Source organism: Halobacillus naozhouensis, from assembly GCF_029714185.1.
Lineage (GTDB): Bacteria > Bacillota > Bacilli > Bacillales > Halobacillaceae > Halobacillus_A > Halobacillus_A naozhouensis.
Genome location: NZ_CP121671.1, coordinates 709,030 through 725,053 on the forward strand (window position 1 = coordinate 709,030; position 16,024 = coordinate 725,053).

At 41.8% G+C, this 16,024-nt stretch carries 19 protein-coding genes; 14 read left to right on the forward strand and 5 right to left on the reverse strand.

Annotated elements, in window-relative coordinates; genetic code table 11:
- Positions 1–27: 27 nt before the first annotated feature.
- The 3 genes from P9989_RS03750 to P9989_RS03760 all read left to right on the forward strand — a co-directional run bounded on the left by P9989_RS03750 (position 28) and on the right by P9989_RS03760 (position 2,415).
- The gene (locus P9989_RS03750; protein WP_283077484.1) at positions 28–1,047 is read left to right on the forward strand and encodes a LacI family DNA-binding transcriptional regulator; all 1,020 of its coding nucleotides are present in this window, start codon (positions 28–30) and stop codon (positions 1,045–1,047) included.
- Between the two features lie 74 nt (positions 1,048–1,121).
- Entirely contained in the window at positions 1,122–1,598 is a 477-nt protein-coding gene (locus P9989_RS03755; protein WP_283077485.1) for a glutathione peroxidase, read from the forward strand.
- A gap of 181 nt (positions 1,599–1,779) precedes the next feature.
- Positions 1,780–2,415 carry a hypothetical protein gene (locus P9989_RS03760; protein ID WP_283077486.1) on the forward strand — a complete coding sequence of 212 codons (636 nt, stop codon included), beginning with the start codon at positions 1,780–1,782 and terminating at the stop codon, positions 2,413–2,415.
- 250 nt (positions 2,416–2,665) lie between these two features.
- On the opposite strand, the gene ald is transcribed toward P9989_RS03760, so the two are convergent.
- Entirely contained in the window at positions 2,666–3,796 is a 1,131-nt protein-coding gene (gene ald / locus P9989_RS03765; protein WP_283077487.1) for an alanine dehydrogenase, read from the reverse strand.
- Positions 3,797–3,902: 106 nt separating this feature from the next.
- Entirely contained in the window at positions 3,903–5,153 is a 1,251-nt protein-coding gene (locus P9989_RS03770; RefSeq protein ID WP_283077488.1) for a PucR family transcriptional regulator, read from the reverse strand.
- Positions 5,154–5,369: 216 nt separating this feature from the next.
- On the opposite strand from P9989_RS03770, the gene P9989_RS21580 reads away from it, so the two are divergent.
- Positions 5,370–6,311, forward strand: coding sequence for a peptide ABC transporter substrate-binding protein (locus P9989_RS21580; protein ID WP_346274886.1), 942 nt, complete (start codon positions 5,370–5,372; stop codon positions 6,309–6,311).
- A 4-nt stretch (positions 6,312–6,315) separates the two neighbouring features.
- Positions 6,316–7,041, forward strand: a complete 726-nt coding sequence (locus P9989_RS21585; RefSeq protein WP_346274901.1) for an ABC transporter substrate-binding protein — start codon at positions 6,316–6,318, stop codon at positions 7,039–7,041.
- Positions 7,042–7,465: 424 nt separating this feature from the next.
- Here the strand turns inward: P9989_RS21585 and P9989_RS03780 are convergent, their stop codons facing one another.
- The gene (locus P9989_RS03780) at positions 7,466–8,764 is read right to left on the reverse strand and encodes an ArgE/DapE family deacylase (protein WP_283077489.1); all 1,299 of its coding nucleotides are present in this window, start codon (positions 8,762–8,764) and stop codon (positions 7,466–7,468) included.
- 316 nt (positions 8,765–9,080) lie between these two features.
- Between P9989_RS03780 and P9989_RS03785 the strand changes: the two genes are divergently transcribed.
- The 4 genes from P9989_RS03785 (at position 9,081) to P9989_RS21630 (ending at position 11,259) form a co-directional block, all read left to right on the forward strand.
- Positions 9,081–9,695 carry an NUDIX hydrolase gene (locus tag P9989_RS03785; protein ID WP_283077490.1) on the forward strand — a complete coding sequence of 205 codons (615 nt, stop codon included), beginning with the start codon at positions 9,081–9,083 and terminating at the stop codon, positions 9,693–9,695.
- A gap of 2 nt (positions 9,696–9,697) precedes the next feature.
- Positions 9,698–9,961: a hypothetical protein gene (locus P9989_RS21590; RefSeq protein ID WP_346274887.1), complete on the forward strand. Its 264-nt coding sequence runs from the start codon at positions 9,698–9,700 to the stop codon at positions 9,959–9,961.
- Positions 9,961–10,989 (forward strand): MFS transporter, encoded by a 1,029-nt coding sequence (locus P9989_RS03790; RefSeq protein WP_346274902.1) that lies wholly within the window; start codon positions 9,961–9,963, stop codon positions 10,987–10,989. The genes P9989_RS21590 and P9989_RS03790 overlap by 1 nt, the downstream gene beginning before the upstream one ends.
- A 219-nt stretch (positions 10,990–11,208) precedes the next feature.
- Entirely contained in the window at positions 11,209–11,259 is a 51-nt protein-coding gene (locus P9989_RS21630; protein ID WP_428841950.1) for a hypothetical protein, read from the forward strand.
- Positions 11,260–11,488: 229 nt separating this feature from the next.
- Here P9989_RS21630 and P9989_RS03795 read toward each other — a convergent pair whose 3' ends face one another.
- Entirely contained in the window at positions 11,489–12,142 is a 654-nt protein-coding gene (locus P9989_RS03795; protein ID WP_283077491.1) for a DNA-3-methyladenine glycosylase family protein, read from the reverse strand.
- 196 nt (positions 12,143–12,338) lie between these two features.
- On the opposite strand from P9989_RS03795, the gene P9989_RS03800 reads away from it, so the two are divergent.
- Positions 12,339–12,845 carry a DUF1643 domain-containing protein gene (locus P9989_RS03800; protein WP_283077492.1) on the forward strand — a complete coding sequence of 169 codons (507 nt, stop codon included), beginning with the start codon at positions 12,339–12,341 and terminating at the stop codon, positions 12,843–12,845.
- Between the two features lie 59 nt (positions 12,846–12,904).
- Here P9989_RS03800 and P9989_RS03805 read toward each other — a convergent pair whose 3' ends face one another.
- Positions 12,905–13,780 (reverse strand): thermonuclease family protein, encoded by an 876-nt coding sequence (locus P9989_RS03805; RefSeq protein ID WP_283077493.1) that lies wholly within the window; start codon positions 13,778–13,780, stop codon positions 12,905–12,907.
- Between the two features lie 356 nt (positions 13,781–14,136).
- On the opposite strand from P9989_RS03805, the gene P9989_RS03810 reads away from it, so the two are divergent.
- From P9989_RS03810 to P9989_RS03825, 4 genes are all read left to right on the forward strand, one after another.
- On the forward strand, positions 14,137–14,838 hold the full coding sequence (locus tag P9989_RS03810) for a TVP38/TMEM64 family protein (RefSeq protein ID WP_283077494.1): 702 nt from the start codon (positions 14,137–14,139) through the stop codon (positions 14,836–14,838).
- 215 nt (positions 14,839–15,053) lie between these two features.
- Positions 15,054–15,239: a YjzC family protein gene (locus P9989_RS03815; RefSeq protein WP_283077495.1), complete on the forward strand. Its 186-nt coding sequence runs from the start codon at positions 15,054–15,056 to the stop codon at positions 15,237–15,239.
- Positions 15,240–15,373: 134 nt separating this feature from the next.
- On the forward strand, positions 15,374–15,796 hold the full coding sequence (locus P9989_RS03820) for a CBS domain-containing protein (protein ID WP_283077496.1): 423 nt from the start codon (positions 15,374–15,376) through the stop codon (positions 15,794–15,796).
- Between the two features lie 28 nt (positions 15,797–15,824).
- On the forward strand, positions 15,825–15,950 hold the full coding sequence (locus P9989_RS03825) for a hypothetical protein (protein WP_283077497.1): 126 nt from the start codon (positions 15,825–15,827) through the stop codon (positions 15,948–15,950).
- Positions 15,951–16,024: the final 74 nt, after the last annotated feature.

The window sequence follows — 16,024 nt, forward strand, 5'->3', positions numbered from 1 at the left end:
GAAAATTATAAGTAGAGGGTGAAACTATTGATAACAATTAGTGACGTAGCAAAGGCAACTGGTGTATCATCCTCTACTGTATCTAGAGTCATTGCCGATAATCCGAGGATCAGCTTGGCTACCAAAAAGAAAGTACGGAAAGCAATGAAAGAATTAGGTTATTACCCCAACATTAATGCACGCAACCTGGTCGTAAAATCAACAAAGGCCATTGGGGTAATCATGCCATCGTCAGCTGATAAAGCTTTACAAAACCCCTTCTTTCCAGAAATATTGCGAGGAATTAGTTCTGTTACACATGACAGGCAATATTCACTTACCCTATCAAGTGGGAAGACAGAGGAAGAAATCTTTACTGAAGTTCAGCGAATGGTGTATGGCAGCTATGTAGACGGTGTTATCCTGCTGTATTCACGAGTCAATGATCGAGTGATGAATTTCCTGCGAGAAAAAAAGTTTCCATTTGTTATTGTTGGTAAACCTTATGAACATACAAAAGAAATTACCTATGTAGACAACGATAACCTAGCCGCCGGGAAAGAGATTACAGAGTATCTAATTGCACAGGGTCATGAGAGAATAGCTTTTATCGGAGGCTCGAAAGACTTATTCGTTACAATGGATCGTGAATCAGGTTATGAAGAAGCCATGACTAACTTAGGCATATCCAACGTAGAGGAATATCAAATCCATACGGAATTTCTTAAATCAGGTGGACGTGAAGCGGTTGAACAGTTACTTTCACTGAAGGTTCGACCGACAGGGGTAGTTGTGAGTGATGATCTAATCAGCCTTGGTGTCTTAAGTACATTGGAAGAGTACGGTCTTCATGTACCACGTGACATGTCGCTGGTTAGTTTTAACAATGTTTATCTATCTGAAATTACCCGTCCGGCTTTAACAACCGTTGATATCCAGATCTATGAGCTCGGAGTACAATCTGCTAAAGCATTGATTGAAAAAACAGTTAATAAAGAAGAGCCATCGAAACGGATTATAGTTCCCTATAAGGTTGTTTATAGAGATTCAGTGAATAAACTTACATGAATGATCAGTGCAGGTTTTTAGGTTTCGCCGGAAGTGAAAAAAGGAATGATTGAACTAAAGAGGAGGAAAGACCATTGCCCACTGTATACGACTATAATGTAAAAAAGACGGATGGCGAGATAAAATCACTGCAGGATTTTGAAGGCAGGCCAATGATTATTGTCAACACCGCAAGCAAATGCGGGTTTACGCCACAATTCAAAGGACTTCAAGAGCTATATAAAGCGTATCACAATGATGGATTGGAAATTTTAGGGTTTCCTTCTGATCAGTTTAATAACCAAGAGTTTGATGATATTGATGAAACGATGCAGTACTGTCAACGGAACTATGGGGTCAGTTTTTGGATGTTTGATAAAATCAATGTAAAAGGGGAAGAAGCTGATCCGTTGTTTACGTTTTTAGTTAATGAACAAAAGGGAATTCTTTCATCGGCCATTAAGTGGAATTTCACCAAATTCCTGATTAATCGTGAGGGACAGGTTGTGGAACGCTATGCTCCCACAACCGACCCGAAGAAAATTGAAAAGGACTTGAAGAAGGTATTATAGATCATCACGTAGAACCACACAACTGAAGTGTGGTTTTTTCTTATTTCCCTGATGAGGGACAAAAACTTAACCGTATCTATTAAGATCTGGAATGTTATTGTAAAAAGAGAAGGGCTGACTAAAAAATAGCGAAAAGGTGATCACTTTGATCTATGAAATATTCAGCTTTTATAAAAAAAGAATGTCATTTTGGAATATTTATTTTGACTACATGAAAAAATGGCTGGTTAGTTTATTAGTTATAACTGCTGTTATCATTTCGCTGGGCTTACTGATCGTTTCCTTTTGGATTGGAGTGAAATGGATCATTCTTTTGACGGTTATTCCGATTTTATTAGTTATGATTTATGTAAGAAAGGAAAAGAATAGGATAGCGAAGGAAGTATATAACCAGGATTCGCCAATGGACGTTTTTTACAATAGAAAAGAAGACTTTGCAGCATATTTGGAGAGGAAAGGCATTGTCGAACCTCATCATTTTGAATATTTGATCGAGTTAACCGATAAAAACGCTCAGGACTTAAAGGTTCCTTTCTTAATTAATTGGGGCATTATGGCTGCCATCGCAGCACCTATCTGGATCCAGTATATTCATTATATTTTTTCAAACGAGATCAGTGGTCTAGAGGAAGCTACGGGAACCATGGGGATTTTGATAATGTTCATTGTAGTTATGCTATATGTTGGTTCTATCGTTAGATCTTTCGTTGTCGGTGAGCTGCTCAATGGTGAATATAATAGGATGAAGCAAATGGGGAATTTAATAAGAGATATTTATCTCATTAAATTGAGCCAGGGTCGAAATGAATGGAAATAAGGTTCTGTACGACCGTATCTCTACACAGGTGCAAAAAGACTGTCTTTCAAAAGCGATTATGCGCATAAGAAAATAGACCCGCCCCCTATACAAAAGCGGGTGGGTCTATTTTTCTAACTAGGCTGCACCTTATTCAAAGAGCAACTATCAAGGGGATCACAGTCGCAAGCTGTGGTCCCTTAAATTATGTGCATCCTTTTTCTGTCTTTACCATACCAAATTTCAGAAAAAGTTTAACTATCTTTACGATTTATGCGTGTGTTAATTCTTTTAAAGCGTCTTTAACTGGTACATACTCATACCCAAGGTCGCGTGCTACAGCCTCATAAGTGAGGTTTCCGTTAATGGTGTTGAGCCCTTGTTCGATCGCTTCGTTTTCTTCAATAGCTTTGACAACACCTTTAGAAGCAATTTGTAACGCATACGGAATGGTCACGTTCGTTAATCCGATCGTAGCCGTGCGTGGAACAGCACCTGGAATGTTGGCAACCGCATAATGAAGGACGCCATGTTTTTCATAAATTGGGTCATCATGTGTTGTGATGTGATCGACGGTTTCAAAGTTACCGCCTTGGTCGATCGCAACGTCGACGATGACAGATCCTGGTTTCATGGATTTGACCATATCTTCTGATACTAGCTTCGGTGCTTTAGCTCCTGGGATAAGGACAGCGCCAACGACTAGATCAGAATCCTTCACTGATTCAGCGATATTGAATGGATTTGACATCAATGTTTGCACGTCAGATCCGAACAGGTCATCTAATTCGCGTAAACGGTTCGGGTTCAAGTCGAGGATCGTGACGTGTGCGCCGAGTCCGACAGCAATTTTGGCTGCGTTGGTTCCAACAATTCCGCCGCCAATGATCGTAACTTTTCCACGATTAACACCAGGGATGCCACTTAGGAGGATCCCTTTTCCACCATAAGATTTCTCAAGATACTGAGCACCGATTTGCGAAGCCATGCGTCCGGCTACCTCACTCATTGGTGTAAGAAGCGGGAGAGTATGGTTAACGGAAACCGTCTCATAAGCGATGGCGGTTACTTCGTTTTCCACTAGAGCTTTTGTCAATTCAGGCTCTGCAGCAAGGTGAAGGTACGTAAATAAGATTAATCCTTTACGGAAGTAGCCATATTCAGAAGGGAGAGGCTCCTTTACTTTCATGACCATTTCTGCTTTTGTCCAAATATCTGAAGCGCTTTCAATAACTGTGGCACCAGATGCTTTATATTCTTCATCTGTAAAATTACTGCCGAGTCCTGCGTTGGTTTCGATCAAAACAGTGTGACCGGCCTTTATGACATTGACGACTCCCGACGGGGTAATCGCTACACGGTTTTCATTGTTCTTAATTTCTTTCGGAATGCCGATAATCATCTCTATTCCCTGCCTTTCTTAGTACATGTTAAAGCTAGTATATCTCGCGTTCTCGTTTTTTGATTTAGGAAGATTACACAAAATAAAAGAGATGGTTTGTGTAAAATCACAAATCATCCCTTTCCATTTCATGAATGAGTAAATCTAAATATAAGGTGGTTTTCTGATTAGGATCTTTTAAATCAATCGAGCCGATCTCTTTAATCCTTTTTAGTCGATAATTCAATGTATTGGTATGAATGTGCATATCTTCGGCAGCCTTATGAACGTTGCTGTTGCAGTCTAGAAAAACTTTCAGCGTTCCGACAAGTTCAGACTTGTTCCTGCGGTCATAGTCGTACAACTTTTCAAGAAAATCATTCCGATACTGCTCGCGGCTGCGAAGGGAGGCTAACTCATTTATAAATTGATAGATGCCAAGTTCCTGATAACTGGACACGTGCTGCAGGTCCTTAGTGAATTGTTCTTTCAACTCGAGTACTTTCAATGCTTGCCTATAGCTGTCACTCACGTGTTCTGGGGAGTCGTAAATAATCCCGAATGATCCTTTTACGTCTTCGAATTGCAAGCGTTCCTTCATTTTTTGGGTGAAATCATGAATAAAGGCATGACAGATACGAGCAGCATCTTCTTCCTCATCTGATCGCACCAGTAAGATCAACTGATTTTCGTCAAAAATTCGGCTGACGATCCGTGTTTGTTGAAGGGTTTCCGTCAAGTAGTAGGCGTGCCGTTCAACGGATTGATTCATATTCTCATCGAATTCAAATACGGCCACACAAAGCTGTCCGGTTAATTTTGTTCCAAAACGTTTGGCATGGCGAATAATTTCCGGCTTATAATGAAGAGTGCCTGTCAGAAGCTGCCAGAAAAATTCCTTCTGATTTTCTTCTGACTTTCTTTTTTTCACTTGATGATGAAGCAGATGGCGACTGACCAGCTTGGAGGCGTCCTTGATCAACTGTAAATGATGTTCGGTAATCCTTACCTCATTCGCCTGCGCCCAAATAAATCCAAGCACATCTTTATTTTTTCGAACTGAAACAGCAATCCGATTTCCCAGACCGATTTCGTCGATCGCTTTGACCACTATTGGTTCTCCGCTTGCGAATAACTTGGACATAATTCCGTGCTTCCACAATCCATTAATGACACGTTCTGGAACCTTGCGCCTCATGATGGTAGCCGTTCTCGCCTCATCTACATTATGTTCATGCTTACTATAAGAAACGATGCGGTGGTTAGGGTCTTCAATGGTGACAGGACAGCCAAGAATCTCTGCGATTCGATCAGCCAGGCCTTCTGGTGACTCCGGTCCATCTGAAAATCCGTTTAATTGACTTGATGAATGGCTCATACCTGTGGCTCCTTCACTTCCTGATTACCTTCATCTTATCATGGTTTTCGGGCGGGCAAAACATCTACTTAGAGCTGGGCAGGAAATGATCAGGCTGCCATTATAATCTATTTGAATGATACTGGTAATCAACTTATGGACGAATGGGATCTATTAAAATAGTTGGAAAATTAGTATAATTAATTTTGGTAGATAAATATCTTTGGGGGGTTTTTCATGATGAAAGCAAAGTGGTTGTGGTTGGCGATGTTGTTAGTGCTGACCATGATTCTGGGAGCGTGCAATAGTGGTAAAGAAGAAGCGAGTTCAGGCAGCAGTGAAGCCGAAGATACCAAAGGGGCTGCTGACAGTGAACAAGTTTTAAATATCATAGAAAGCGCGGAAATACCAACGATGGATTCATCTTTAGCTGCTGATGCTGTAACCATGCAATGGCTGGCGACAACGACAGATGGCTTGTATCGCTTGGGAGAAGGCGCCGAACCAGAGCCGGGAATTGCTACAGACCATACCGTGAGTGAAGATGGTCTAACTTGGACGTTTACACTGCGTGATGATGCGACATGGTCAAATGGTGATCCAGTAACAGCGCATGATTTTGTATTTGCGTGGCAGCGTGCCGTTAATCCAGATACGGGATCTGAGTACGGACCCTACATGATGGGTGGCGTGATTAAAAATGCCACAGCGATTTCCAAAGGGGAAGCCCCTGTTAAAGAACTTGGGGTTAAAGCTGTAGATGATTATACATTAAAGGTAACGCTTGAAAAACCGACACCTTACTTTGAATCGATGACAACGTTCGGTACGTTCCTTCCATTAAATCAAGAGTTTGTTGAAAAGCATGGAGAGGAGTATGGTCTTGAAGCAGCCACAGTCCTTTCAAACGGACCCTTTAAACTGGCTGAATGGGACCATGGTCAGAAATTTGTACTGAAGAAAAATGAAGATTACTGGGATGCCGACAAAGTTAAGCTTAAGCAAATCAACGTGAGCATCGTTAAAGAAACGGCATCTGCCGTTAATTTATACGAAACAGGTAAAGTGGACAGAGTGAACTTAACTTCAGAATTCGTTGATGAATACCGTACTTCGGAAGAATTCCGGACAATTGAAGAGCCGACTGTAGTTTTATCTGAAATTAAATCAAGAGAATGAAATTCTGTCTAACGTCAATGCACGGAAAGCCCTACAGCTCGCTGTTAACCGCAAAAGTATGGTGGATGTAATTTTAAATAATGGTTCGATTTCTACGGGCGGAGTAGTCCCGGCAAACTTCGCCAAGCATCCGAAAACGGGCGAGGATTTCCGTGAAGTAAATGGCCCGCTAGTAGAATCAAATTTAGAAAAAGCACAAGAACTGTGGGCTAAAGCAAAGGAAGAATTAGGTGTTGAACAGGTAGAGTTAGGTTATATTGGGGGAGACACTGAAGTATCCCAGAAAATTGATGCCTATATTAAAGATCAGTTTGAACAACTGGAAGGGCTGACAATTAACGTCGAGAGTCTTCCTTTTCAAGTCAAGCTGGATCGTGATGAAACTATGGATTATGACATCCAAAGTACTGGCTGGGCTCCAGATTACATGGACCCGAATACCTTCTTAAATATATGGATGACTGGCGGCGGAAGCAACAAAACTGGCTATGCTAGTGAAGAATATGATGCTTTAATAGAAAAGGCAGGTACAGAATTGGCTAAGAAACCTGTGAAACGATTTGAAACATTCCTTAAGGCTGAGAAAATGCTTATTCAGGAAGATGCAGTCCTTGTACCTTTGTACCAACGTGCAATGGCCCAGCTTCAGAAACCTTATGTGAAAAATGTTACAGCGAATCCAATGAGTCCGGATTATACGTACAAATATGCGTATATTGAAGGGAAGTAGGAACACTTTTCTACTAAAAGATCTCGATTATGATCCCATAGCCGGGATCTTTTTGGATGTATTAGCAATAGGGAAGAAGCTGTAACGCCACAAACCCTTATATAGCAACGGTTTTACAAGTTCTAAAATACAGTTTTTTTAAGTAATGCAACTCGTGTATATGGTATATTATAGATAGTTGTCCAAATTGAATAGGGTGTCGGCTAGCCCCATGTCAGAGAAAAAAGGGTGTGAGGCCATGAGTGTATTTGAAGCCTTGACCGTCCACTTGCTGTGCTTTTTATCCTGGTTGGATTGCTATTCGTACTGGCGGGAGTTTACCCATTGAATTATCCAATGAAGAAGAACCACTCTGGTAGAGTAAGAGACTGACTCTAAAAAATAGCCCTGCACTCCTTCAGGTACAGGGCTTTTATCTTTTGGATTAATTCTCTTTTTCTTGACACCATTGCAAAATAAACGCAGCAATTGTTTTTGTCGTCGTTTTCAGGCTTGTTAAATCAACATATTCATTCGGTCCATGCATGTTAGCGCCGGTTGGTCCATAACAAGTTGCTGGAATTCCGAACTCTTCAAAGGCACGAATATCAGTAGTAGCGGTAAAGGCAATAGATTCTAACTCTTGATTGGTCGTGAGTCTATGACCTTCCGCAAGACTGTTGAATAGGTCATTGTCCGTGGAGGTGGAGAATCCTGGTGCGCTAAATCCGTAAAAAGATACGTCTGGCGGGGTTTCCCGCAGCCAGTCATCTTTTTCGGCAGCTGCCAAGATCCAGTCTCTGACTTCCGCTTGGATCTCAGCTGGATTCTGGTCGGGATAGAAGCCTACTCGAGCTTCGAACGTACATTCAGAAGGAACATTTGAAGCCCAATCTCCCCCTTGAATGACGCCGGTGTTTACGTTTAACGGGTGAGGATGGTCGGTAAAATCACTATGTTTAGGTCGAGCATTAATATACTCTCTATATTCGTCAAGGGACTGAATTAAATAAGCGGCTTTGTTAATGGCATTATGAGCTTTCTCTGCCCGCTCAACGTGGGCGCCTGCCCCTTGAACGGTGACTCTCACCCAGAGAACGCCTACTTGTCCTTTAATGGCACGATGCGCTGTCGGTTCTGGGATCAGTGCTCCATCAGCCGTGAACCCCGCGTCCAGCAAAGCTAAAGCGCCATTACCAGTGCATTCTTCTTCAATAACGGTTTGAATTTGAAGGTCCGCTCCCAGTTGAATTCCGGACTGCTGAAGAGCTTTAACAGCATAGATCATTGAGGCTACGCCGCCTTTCATGTCCAGCACTCCACGGCCATACATGCGGTCGTCGATGGTTACTGGTGAAAAAGGGTCATGCTCCCAAAGATGTTCGGGTTCAGCACTGACGACATCAATATGACCCTGGAGGATAAGGCTTTTACCGGTTTTAGGCTGATCACTTTTCCATTCTCCTACCACAACTGGGCGCCCTTTATACGACCACTCTGGATGGCCGAAATTTTTATAGGAAGACAGCACCTCAGGGTCTGGTTCAAATGACGTTGTTTCCATATTCATCTCCCTTAGATGATTCTGGATAAATGCTTGAACCTCTTGCTCATTTCCTAGTGTGCTCTGGTAGGAGCCGAGGGTTTTTAAAAAGAGATGGGCTTCGTTCCATAACTCATCAATTGTTTCATGAACCTTTTTCACGGATTCTGATTGTACTGGTGGACTTGACTGTTCTTTCATGCAAAATTCCTCCCTTTCAGTAGTTTCTTTCATTAATAGTGTGAAATTTCTTACTATTAGTTTATCTTATATGAATTGACTATTAAACTAGAAGGTTTGCTGTCCTTTTAAAAAAGTTATCAACCGACGGCACCTCTCAAAAAAGGAGATCAAGCTTACGAAGGGGATCATTCAGAGTACGGGGCACATGTTTTATAAGTAACCTACATATTCTGATTATATGGAACACTAGACAAACAGGAGCAGGTCGAATCAATTTGGACGAGTTTTCCCTGACAACCTGTTATAGTAAAAGAAAGAAGTTTGAGGTGAAAATATGGATGCAAAAATGATCCTAGACAGAGTACAACAACATACCCCTACTATTCTTGGCAGTCGAAATTTTGCTAAGTTTGCTATTTTATTACCCTTGGTTCAAAAAGATAACGAAACGCATGTGCTGTTTGAAGTTCGTTCCAGGCAGCTTCGCAGACAGCCAGGAGATATTTGTTTCCCAGGAGGAAGAATTGACCGGCAGGATACCTCCGAGGAAGCCGCTGCCCTAAGGGAGACGAGTGAAGAATTAGGAATCGATGAAGCGGATATTTCAGATATTTTTCCATTGGACTACATGGTTTCCCCGTTTGGGATGATCGTCTATCCTTATACAGGGTTTATTCATGACCCTGAATCGATTAAGTTGAACCTGGCGGAAGTGGAAGACTACTTCACAGTTCCTCTTTCATTCTTTATGGAGACCAAGCCGCAAATTCACAAGGTGGACTTTGAGGCGAAACCGGAGGATGACTTCCCGTTTGACCTCATTGTCGGCGGAGAGGATTACGATTGGCGTACAAGGCAAATCGATGAGTATTTCTATATTTATGAAGATAAAGTGATTTGGGGGCTGACCGGAAAAATTCTTGCCCATTTTGTGGAGATGGTGCGGTAACAATGGTAAGTAACAGAAACAATCAAGCACCTATAGGTACCCCTTTTTATTACGGGTGGATGGTTGTATTTGCTGCAGGGTTAAGCATGTTTTTTTCTGGCCCAGGGCAAACGTACTCCATTTCAATCTTTATCGAACATTATAATATAGGCGATTTTAATTATTCCAGATCACTTGTGTCGGGCTTATATTCAACAGCTACATTATGTGCAGGCTTAACACTTTTCCTGGTAGGGAGGCTGGTTGATCGGCTGGGCAGCGAGTGATGATGACTGCAGCCGGGATATTACTGGCTGTCGCTTGTTTTTGGAATGCCTTTCTGACTGGCGCGGTCATGATGTTTATAGGATTCTTTATGCTTCGGTTATTCGGGCAGGGATCGCTAACGCTTATTCCGAATACTTTAGTTCCTCAATGGTTTATCGGAAAAAGAGGGAGAGCCTTAAGTGTGATGGCGATTGGGGGGTTTGCAAGTTCTGCTTTACTACCGCCCTTAAATACGTGGATGATTGATATGTTTGGATGGAGGACAACGTGGACGACGTGGGGAATCTCTCTGCTTGTCGTTTTTGTTCCCTTAGCTTTCATATTTGTTCGCAATCAACCGAAGGATATAGGGGAAGTGCCTGATGGGACGCCCAAACGTGCAGTTCAAGATGGAGAGGAACATCTTAACGTCGAAATTAATGAAAAAAGTTGGACCTTGAAGGAAGCTATGAACACGAGAGCGTTTTGGATGATTTTATTTTGTGTGAGTGTGCCTGCCTTAGTCAATACAGGGGTGACTTTCCACCTTGTCTCTATTGCTGAAGGGAAAGGATTGTCGGATTCGGTCGCAGCCCTTGTCCTATCTATGATGGCCCTGATCGGATTTCCAGTCACTTTTCTTGTAGGGTATCTAGTTGATCGGGTCTCCGTGCATTATGTGCTAGCTATCAGATTTGTTGGTCATATCGCAATTTTGCTCATTCTCTTGCAAGTAAATTCTTGGACCATGGCCATGCTGTATGGTGTGGTTTGGGGAGTGGTTAATGGGTTTGAGCGCATTGTGCTCAGCATTGTTTGGCCAAATTATTTTGGAAGAGAACATTTAGGAAGTATTAAGGGAGTTGCTCAAACGGTGATGGTGTTAGGATCGGCGTTTGGACCTCTTCCGTTTGGTTTGTTTTATGATTGGTTCGGAGGTTATCAGGAAATCCTGTGGGTAATGATTTTGCTCCCGTTGCTTGCTGCTATTTTCTCTTTACTGTCACCTAAACCAAATTACGAAACACATTTTTCTTCAGCAAAATAGTCCTGTATAATCTGATCATCCTATTCCTATTAAAAAAGCCTCCGGAATTTTACCGGAGGCTTAATAGTTTGAAAGATCTCTATTAGAAATGTCCAATTGTACAGAAAATTTTGATATAATCATAGGACAGTGTAATAAGGCTATTTCATGGGTGGTGGCTCATTTCCCTTTTTAGAAAGGGGGTGATGCCTGATGACAGTATTTGAGGCTTTGTTTCTTATGATCTCATTTGCAACCTTAATTGTTGCGATATTGTCAAACAAAAAATAACCACCCTTACGCCTAGCAAGCATTTAGGGTGGTTATTTTGACACTTTAATGTGAGCCGCCCCCTTGAAGGGCTATTACACTCAGGCTGAATGGTGTTGACAGCACCGTTCAGTCTTTTTTTATTGTATGATTCTCTATATTTATTATACCTCATTTTTTATGGATATAAAACAGATTATCGAGAATATCTTACTGCAATCCTTAAAAACGGTTTACGTTTCTGTCCAAATTACTCTTTAGGTGGAGGATTTTTAACCATCCCTGAATTAATGGCTTCCCATAGATACAAAGAAACTACAGAGTTAAAGGGTGACCATTTTTCGTGAAAATAATCTAAATTCAGGGGTTCGTCCTTGTCGATCTCATAGAGCCATCTGATCGAATTCTGGATACTAACATCCCCATAAGACAGCACATTCAACCGTCCCAGTGCAAAGATGAGAAACATTTCGGCTGTCCATTTACCAATACCTTTTATGCTGGTTAAGGTCTGGATGACTTCTTCATCTTCGAGGGAGTGAATATGGGAGAAATCCACTTCCTTAGTTAAATATTTTTGAGTTAATTCCCTAATGTATCTGATTTTCGGTCTAGAAACTCCGACACTATTTATTTGTTCGTCACTAAGGTCGTTTAATAATCCTGGTTGTAGGCCTGGCCAGATGTTTTCGAGTCTTGTATTAATCGTGTGCGCTGCTTTCAGGGAGAGCTGCTGACCAACGATCTGTTTCACTACGGATTGATAATAATCCCTCTTTAACGGAATTTCAATCACGTCAATTTTCTTCATCAAACGGTGTAACTTTGGATCGGTCTGTGACAAGTGTTGAACTCTATCATCTTGTAATGTGAAGTATAGTTGATCTACCGTAAACACCTCCATCTTATCTTGAACTTACTAAGTTTTGTACCATCCATTATACATGATCAATCGACTCGAACATGCTGTTGCCGCTTTGGTTTCTCCGTAATAGGAAAAGGGGCTGATTCAGAAATGTATGATTGATCTCTTGCATACACTGAATACTGGCATGAGATTTTGGTGCCAAAATCAATGCTAGGCAGGGGGCTAAATGAAAATGGGTGATCGTTATTGGAGGGAGGATGAACAAGTACATGTCATTTTTGACGAAACGTCGAATTACAGATATTTATTGGAGTGCACTTTCGGTGAGAGTAAAGCCAAAGCCAACATAACGTTCGTGATGCTCAACCCTAGCACCGCTGATGCTGACATATGTGATTCTACATTAAACAGATGTGTTAATTACACGAAAAGGTGGGGATATGGAGGTATGTATATCGTCAATTTGTTTGCCCTTGTTTCGAAAAGTCCGGAAATACTTCTCACACATAAGGATCCTATAGGAGTCGATACTGATCGATACATCCGTGAGGCTGCTAAGAAATCGAAGACGATCGTTTTGGCGTGGGGAGAAAAATACACTTCTATAAGAAATAGAAAAGTAGAGGTTCTTCAAATGCTACAAAAATATAACCTTCACTGTATTAAAAAAACGAAAAACGGCAAACACCCTCGTCATCCTCTGTATCTTAAAAAAGACCTCACTCCTATCCCGTATTAATTAGAAGAGGTCAGGACCGCAAGTTTTGCCTACAGCGGGGTACTGACCTTTTTCATAATTTACAATCCTTCACAAACCAGGCCGTCACCCTCTCCGTCTAAACGGTGGGGATCAGAAGAAGGACCTCCAGCAGCTTCAAAAAAGTTCTGTGCTTGCTGCTGTGTAGTAAAATCTCCACAATCGCGATCTGGTCCATCGGGATCGTAGTTCAAGTCTGAGTTCGGCTCTGCTTTTTCTTTTTCCGAAGATGCTTCCTGATAGTGATACCCATGGTTGTGATCCACATGGGCGTAGCCAGGAATCGACCATACCCCAATTTTTGCGGTCCTTGCAGGCTTCTGGGCTTCGTGAAACTCGTCGAGCATCGTGAGGTCATTGTACAGGTAGGCAGTCCGTGCGAGTCCTTTTTGCAAAAGTTTTTCCTGGATCGTTTCCCCATTAAAATACACATAGGCGAGCAGCCGTCCGTAGTGGTCGCGTTCTTCTTTACCAACTTCAATTCTAACTTTTTCCCCGGTGAGTTTTTCTTTTACAAACTGAGAGGCTTCAGGTCCGAACGGCTGGACAGGCTTGGAGGGGTGCACGGTTTCAGGCGTGTCGATCAACAGCAGCCGAACGTCTTCGGTTTTTCCATTCATAGTCACTTCAAGTGTATCGCCGTCCACTACCCGGGTGACGGTGGCGTTTGATTGAGTAGACATATCATTTGAGCTTTCGTTAGGCTTAGGGTTTTGTTTATCCTTGTGATTCGGATCCTCATCATTGTTTTGGTAAGTATGCTCAGCTGTGTTTGCTGGTTCTTCCGACGTAGTGGTGCATCCAATCAATGTAACGGAAAGAATAGCTATCATAACAACCGGCTTAAATTGTGCCGCTAAGACGGCGGAGATCCCCGTTATGAGGAGTAGCGGCCAGATTATAGCGATAAGAGACATTCTAATTCTCCTTTTTGATAGATTCCTTTAATCGTAAGGAATAAAGGGAAGGTCAATGTAGGGATAAGAATATCGTAAAAACGTTCTTCCGTAAACGCTCCAAGCTAGTTGACGATGGAGGTATGAGTGGTTTATGGCAGAAGAAGCGGGGGAAAAGACTTTTTTTCTTAGGTGTGGTAGGCTAGAGGAAAATCTTGCTCAAGAAGTACACGGGTTAGGTCAATTGAGGGTACGACTTGCCTGCACTTTTTTGGTGAACGAAACATATACTTTCCTATAATAAGGCACCAGAAAAGGTGTCTTTTTTGTATAATTGAAATTAAAGCGGAAGAAATCGCGGATAGAAGGTATTCACATTGAACAGTAGTAAATTTAAAAGCTTTATCATTAAAATCGCTATACTTCTAGGGGTAGCTGGGTTCTTATTACTTTTGAATAAATTTTATTTCCATATTCAGCCGATAGATATTAAAAGCTGGACAGAGGCGTTAGGGGCGTGGGGACCCCTTGTTTTCATGATATTATTTCTGATTCGACCATTCACCTTGTTTCCATTTTCGGTTATTGCCGTTACGTGTGGAGTAACGTTCGGTCCTTATTGGGGAACGGTATATATCCTAGTGGGGATGGTTCTGAGTACTGCGGTCTCGTTCTACGTGTTAAGGAGATTCGCCAAGGAAATTAATATCGAAGGACAAGGCAGAGAGAACCTGAGACGGTTGAAAGAAGATGTCGAGAAACAGCAATTTAAAGCAGTATTAATGCTTCGCCTCCTGCCTGCGATTAATTTTGATTTGCTGACTTATATTTGTGCAAAGACACGAGTGGAGGGGTCTAAACATCTAATAGCAACATTAGTAGGGATGCTGCCTAGTTCTATTATGTTAGGCGTATTCGGCTCAGGGCTCCTGGCATTTAAACCTGTAAACTTGCTTGTTCTGGCAGGACTTATCATCGTCCTGACTATTCTGGCCGTCGTCATGAAAAGAAATGTTGGCGATCGCTATGACACGGAAAAGTTAAAAACTGAAGTGAAAGATTTAAGGAAAAGCATCTGACCGGGAACGCCTCTACTGGATGAATAATAGAGCAAGGAGACTGGCTGCAACCTGGAGCCAGTCTTTTTTAGTTTGTTTGCCGTGAAAATTACAATTTATTTACGGATTGTTAATATTAGGTTAAATGCGTTTATTCATGTGAGTGCCGGGAATGAGTCTTGTAGAAGAGAGATCAGCTGATTTCTTTTCCAAATTTACAACGGAGGTGGAGTAAGATGGCTAACAATCAAACGTACAAAACAGGTGAAAAAGCACCAGAAAGCGGGAAGTACAAGGTGGAGAGTTTAGTCAGCGGTGGATCTTCTAATCAAGATGACACGGAAGTCAAGGTAGAGGAAGGAGAGCAATTCCCCCCTTCTCCATCTAGTAATGAAGCCGCTCATTGGGTAAAAGTTTCTTAATGATTTGATAAAGTGTGTAAATGCCTGGGTGAAGAAAGAGTCTTCATCCAGGCATTTTTAAAAATTTTTTTTAAATCCAAACTAATGAATAAGGGTCAACCTTAATACTTTATTACAAGAAAGGATGATCATGAATGGCTATCTTGAAAGAATATATGAGCCCCACTATTGAATGTAGTAAGGCTTCCGATGATTTGAATACTTTAGCTCAGCAGATGGAAGAAAAGAATGTTGGGTTTATTCCAGTCGTAGAAAACGAAAAATATGCTGGGGTTGTAACAGATCGTGATATCGTCGTAAAAGGATTAGCTAAAGGTTCTGCGGAGAATGTGAAAGCTGAAGACATTATGACAGAGAACGTGATCACAGGCTACCCTGATATGGAAGTAGAGGAAGCTGCCCGCTTAATGCAGGATCACCAGGTCAAACGCCTGTTGGTAGTAGAAGATGAAGCTGTTAATGGTGTTGTTACACTCGGCGATTTAGGAGTGGAGAACGCTGGTCAAATCGCCGGAGATATCGTAAGCGAAGTTTCTAAGGGACAAAGTAATAACTAATCCATTTTTTGCGAAAAGGAGTGGAAGGATGTCTGAAAATAAAGAACATCAAAACAGTGAGGATTCAGCGGAACAAAGGTTGAAAAAGAACGATCCAGAGCGCGATATCAGTCCACAGCGTGAAGATAATTCCAGACCTAAAAGAAAAAAGTAATGCTTATAGGGCGGAAGCTTCAAGAATAAACTTTGAACCTTCCGCCCAAAATATATGTATCTATACATAAGCGT

Coding starts and splice junctions, on each gene's coding strand:
- P9989_RS03760 (WP_283077486.1), top strand. CDS start 1,780: ATGTCATTTTGGAATATTTATTTTGACTACATGAAAAAATGGCTGGTT.
- ald (WP_283077487.1), bottom strand. CDS start 3,796: ATGATTATCGGCATTCCGAAAGAAATTAAGAACAATGAAAACCGTGTA.
- P9989_RS03770 (WP_283077488.1), bottom strand. CDS start 5,153: ATGAGCCATTCATCAAGTCAATTAAACGGATTTTCAGATGGACCGGAG.
- P9989_RS21580 (WP_346274886.1), top strand. CDS start 5,370: ATGATGAAAGCAAAGTGGTTGTGGTTGGCGATGTTGTTAGTGCTGACC.
- P9989_RS03780 (WP_283077489.1), bottom strand. CDS start 8,764: ATGAAAGAACAGTCAAGTCCACCAGTACAATCAGAATCCGTGAAAAAG.
- P9989_RS03785 (WP_283077490.1), top strand. CDS start 9,081: ATGGATGCAAAAATGATCCTAGACAGAGTACAACAACATACCCCTACT.
- P9989_RS21590 (WP_346274887.1), top strand. CDS start 9,698: ATGGTAAGTAACAGAAACAATCAAGCACCTATAGGTACCCCTTTTTAT.
- P9989_RS03790 (WP_346274902.1), top strand. CDS start 9,961: ATGATGACTGCAGCCGGGATATTACTGGCTGTCGCTTGTTTTTGGAAT.
- P9989_RS03795 (WP_283077491.1), bottom strand. CDS start 12,142: ATGGAGGTGTTTACGGTAGATCAACTATACTTCACATTACAAGATGAT.
- P9989_RS03800 (WP_283077492.1), top strand. CDS start 12,339: ATGGGTGATCGTTATTGGAGGGAGGATGAACAAGTACATGTCATTTTT.
- P9989_RS03805 (WP_283077493.1), bottom strand. CDS start 13,780: ATGTCTCTTATCGCTATAATCTGGCCGCTACTCCTCATAACGGGGATC.
- P9989_RS03815 (WP_283077495.1), top strand. CDS start 15,054: ATGGCTAACAATCAAACGTACAAAACAGGTGAAAAAGCACCAGAAAGC.
- P9989_RS03820 (WP_283077496.1), top strand. CDS start 15,374: ATGGCTATCTTGAAAGAATATATGAGCCCCACTATTGAATGTAGTAAG.
- P9989_RS03825 (WP_283077497.1), top strand. CDS start 15,825: ATGTCTGAAAATAAAGAACATCAAAACAGTGAGGATTCAGCGGAACAA.